This is a genomic window from Micropruina sp. (assembly GCF_027492755.1).
In the GTDB taxonomy this organism is placed as follows: Bacteria; Actinomycetota; Actinomycetes; order Propionibacteriales; family Propionibacteriaceae; genus Micropruina.
Genome location: NZ_JAPUED010000014.1, coordinates 4315 through 6213 on the forward strand (window position 1 = coordinate 4315; position 1899 = coordinate 6213).

Below are 1899 nucleotides of genomic sequence, written 5' to 3' on the forward strand. Positions count from 1 at the left end.
CGAAAAGAACCGTCCCCGCGTACCACTCGACTCTCGAGCGGGGTGCCAAGATCGAGTGGTGGCAACTCCGATCGAAGACCTTGCATTGCTCAGCAACTGCCGGACGGCGGCACTGGTCTCCCGCGAGGGTGACGTGGAGTGGCTGTGTCTGCCGCGGCTGGACTCGGCCTCGGTGTTCGCGGCCCTGCTCGGGGACACCGACGACGGCAGCTGGCGGCTGCGGCCGTCCGAGACCGACGCGTGGACCGAGCGCCGCTACGACGGCGACACGTTCGTTCTGGTGACCCGATGGGAGACGCCGACCGGGGTCGCCGAGGTACACGACTTCATGCCGGTCGGCTCCGATCAGCAGGCAGCGATCGACCGGACGGACCTGGTTCGCCGGGTGGTCGGCATCTCCGGCACGGTCGACTTCGACGTCGACCTGCGGCTCCGCTTCGACTACGCCCGCGCCCTGCCCTGGGTGCGGCAGACCGGCAGCAAAGCCGATCCCGAGCTGATCGCGATGGCCGGCCCGGACGCGGTGGCGCTGCGCGGCGTCCGGCTGCACCCCGAGGGGCATCAGCACCACGGCAGCGTCCGGGTCTCTGCCGGGCAGCAGGTCGATCTCACCCTGACCTGGTTCCCGTCGTTCCGGCCCACCCCCGGGCCGCTGGACGTCGACCGGGCACTCAGCGAGACCCGGCACTGGTGGCAGTCCTGGGCCGACCGGATCGAGCACCAGGGCGAGTATCGGCCCCAGGTGGTGCGGTCGCTGCTGGTGCTGCGGGCGCTCACCAACCACGACACCGGCGGCATCGCCGCCGCGGCCACCACGTCATTGCCCGAGGACATCGGCGGGGTGCGGAACTGGGACTACCGGTTCGTCTGGCTGCGCGACGCCGCGCTGACCCTGGAGGCGTTGCTGGCGCACGGATTCCTCAAGTTGGCCGAGCATTGGCGCACCTGGCTGCTGCGCGCGGTGGCCGGCGACCCGGCCGACCTGCAGATCATGTACGGGCTGGCCGGCGAACGGAACCTGCCCGAGCGCGAGTTGCCGCAGTTGGGCGGTTACGCGGGGTCGCGTCCGGTCCGGATCGGCAACGGCGCGGCACTGCAGTATCAGGCGGACGTGGTCGGCGAGGTGATCGTCACGCTCTCCGCCGGGCGCGAGGCCGGGTTGACCGAGTCGGCGTTCTCCTGGCCGTTGGAGAAGCACCTGGTGCAGTACGCGGCCGAGCAGTTCGAGCGGCCCGACAACGGCATTTGGGAGATCCGTGGCGAGCCGCGGCACTTCACCCATTCGCGGGTGATGATGTGGGCGACGTTCGACCGTGCCGTCCGGGCGGTGGAGCAGCATGGGCTGGCCGGTCCGGTGGAGCGTTGGCGTGAGTTGCGGCAGCGGGCCCGCGACGAGATCGACAGCCGGGGGGTCTCGAACGGCCACTTCGTCCAGTACTACGGCACCGACGAGGTGGACGCGTCGCTGCTGTTGCTGCCGCAGGTGGGCTACTGCGCACCCGACGATCCACGCATGCTGGCCACCGTGCAGCGGATCGAACAGACCCTGATCCGCGACGGCCTGGTGCTGCGCTACCGCACCGACACCGGCGTGGACGGGCTACCCGGCGGTGAACACCCGTTCCTGGCCTGCTCGTTCTGGCTGGTCGAGCAGTACGCCACCACCGGACGCACTGCGGACGCCGAAGCGCTGATGGGCCGACTGAGTTCGTTCGCCAACGACCTCGGCCTGCTGTCCGAGGAGTACGACCCGGTCGGGAACCAGCAGGTCGGCAACTTCCCGCAGGCCTTCTCGCATCTGGCGCTGGTCCGCGCCGCAGACGCGCTGTGCGGGTCCGGACGCCAGCCGCGCTGAGCCCCGATCATCGTCGGTCGAGCTGGTCGAGACCCCTCTGGCGG

General features: G+C 70.4%; 1 protein-coding gene. It reads left to right on the top strand.

Features of this window, described 5'->3' with window-relative positions; all coding sequences use genetic code 11:
* The first annotated feature begins 58 nt into the window (after nt 1-58).
* A complete protein-coding gene (locus Q0066_RS00695) occupies nt 59-1855 on the top strand; it encodes a glycoside hydrolase family 15 protein (protein ID WP_298129064.1) in 1797 nt (598 codons plus the stop codon).
* Nucleotides 1856-1899 lie beyond the last annotated feature (44 nt).